This is a genomic window from Shewanella sp. 10N.286.45.A1 (assembly GCF_041470405.1).
In the GTDB taxonomy this organism is placed as follows: Bacteria; Pseudomonadota; Gammaproteobacteria; order Enterobacterales; family Shewanellaceae; genus Shewanella.
The window spans coordinates 1-2,101 of the sequence record NZ_JBFRMK010000390.1; the positions used below are offsets into that span (position 1 = coordinate 1).

General features: G+C 40.9%; 2 protein-coding genes. Both read left to right on the forward strand.

The features are described from left to right. The first annotated feature begins 114 nt into the window (after positions 1-114). Positions 115-1,005 (forward strand): prohibitin family protein, encoded by an 891-nt coding sequence (locus AB4238_RS21765; protein ID WP_372035647.1) that lies wholly within the window; start codon positions 115-117, stop codon positions 1,003-1,005. A gap of 624 nt (positions 1,006-1,629) precedes the next feature. Further along, a complete protein-coding gene (locus AB4238_RS21770; protein WP_220736042.1) occupies positions 1,630-1,920 on the forward strand; it encodes a putative quinol monooxygenase in 291 nt (96 codons plus the stop codon). Positions 1,921-2,101: the final 181 nt, after the last annotated feature.

The following is a 2,101-nucleotide window of genomic DNA, read 5'->3' on the forward strand; positions in this document are numbered from 1 at the left end:
CCTTGTCAAAATAGCCAATCAACCAACACTTTTACAATCAAATAAACACAATTGTTTCACCCCAACTGAATAACCTGCTATCTTTGCCGCGCATATTTAGAAAGGATACCAAACATGTCGCTGCAAAAATCATCACCACTTTCATTTTTAAAATCAATTTCAATGGCAAAAATTCTGCCAATACTGCTAGTTATCATCGCCTTATTTAACTCTTATTTTATTGTTATCGAGGGACATGTCGGCGTGGTAAAGCGCTTTGGTGAAGCCAAAGGCCAACAAAATCCAGGTTTACACTTTAAAATCCCATTTATCGAAACGGTCGAGTTGATCGAAGTACGTACCCGTAAGAATGCCGAGAAAATGGCATCAAGCACTAAAGAGCAGATGCCGGTCACTATTGAGGTTTCGGTTAACTGGACCGTCAACAAAGAAGCCGCGCTTGATCTGTTTAAGCGTTATGGTGGTTTAACTCAGTTTGAGCAACGCATTCTTGACCCACGTTTTCGTTCTGCGACAAAAGACACTATCCCGCAGTTTGAAGCGGAACAGCTTATCCAAGACCGAGCCAGTGCAATTCAAGGCATCGAGCGTCGCTTAGCTGAAGAGATGGAAGGCTTCCCAGTCGTGGTTGATAATATCCAAATTGAGAATATTGTCTTACCACAGAAGTACATCAACTCCATTGAAATAAAGCAAACAGAGAAAAACTTGGCGGCCGCTGAAGAACACAAGCTTGAGCGTCAACGCCTAGAAGCACTTCGCGCAGTAAACACTGCCGATGCCGAAGCTAAAGGGATACTTAAAATTGCTGAAGCTGAAGCACAGTCAATACTGTTAAAAGGTAAAGCTGAGGCACAAGCGATTGAAGCTAAAGCCAAAGCACTAAAAAGTAATCCGCTAATTGTAAAACTTACTGAAGCACAAGCCTGGGATGGCAAACTACCAAGCACTATGATGGGTGACGGTGTAATGCCGATTATGGACATAAGAGACGATAGTAAATAAAGCTAATCAGTATCAACTCTACTTAACGTACAACGGAGCCTAGTGGCTCCGTTTTTATATTGAATAAGCGAGCAAGCCCAATTAGCACCCGCTAACAACCTTATCTATTTCACTGCAGTTTATGAAAAAGTGAGTATGCTGCGATAATCAACGACTGAGCTCTACTCATTAGGCTAGTGGTTTTCATTGTCAATAATCCTCTTCTGTTTTGACGGAACTAGAGTGCAATATTAACAAAATCAAAAGAACCCCTTTCAACCCGTCATTCAGGACAGAAAGCCACAACACTGCCGAGTGTTGGTTAATGCTTATAAGCTATAGAGCAAATTTCAATAGATCGGGCTAAGCTTATTGACCTAGTGAATGGACTCCTAAAGCTCGAGCATAACGCTATCATTTTGGTCATACCGTGATTGGTGCGAATAATAACTGCAATATCATTGCGATTAAGCTTTTTACAGTAGTCACTAACATCAGCGCCACTCAACATTATCAATTTTTAATTGATAATAATTCAAAAGTTAAGCTGTTTTTGTTTTGAATACTTAGCGCTAATATGCCCCCCATAGTCGAACACGTAACAAATTCGATGCCGAGATTAGATTTGAATCACAGGAGTTCAGCATGACCAAGCTCACCGTTGTAGCTAATATAATAGCCAATAAGGACAGTATTGATTTCGTCAAAGCAGAGTTAATCAAGCTTATTGAGGTGACTCGTGCAGAAGCGGGTTGCATTAACTATGACCTGCACCAAGATAATGAAAATCCAGCTCACTTCGTATTTTATGAAAACTGGCAAAGCCGTGAACATCTTCAGACTCATCTGGCTAATAGCCATATAGCAGATTACGTTGCAGCCACCGAAGGTCGAGTGGAACTGTTTACGATCAATGAAATGACACACATTGCCTAATACACTTTAGCCTAATGCCCCCAATATTTAGTGGTGCTAAATCCCTAGGGGCTGTTGATCTTTCGAGCTTAGTTTTTGTTCGATTCTTTACCGTAAGGAATAATTATTTTAGTACAAGGCTTGAGCGATGATGCTTAGCTGGCTAAGCGAAAAGCTCGTAACGCACTCTAGTCATAAAAGA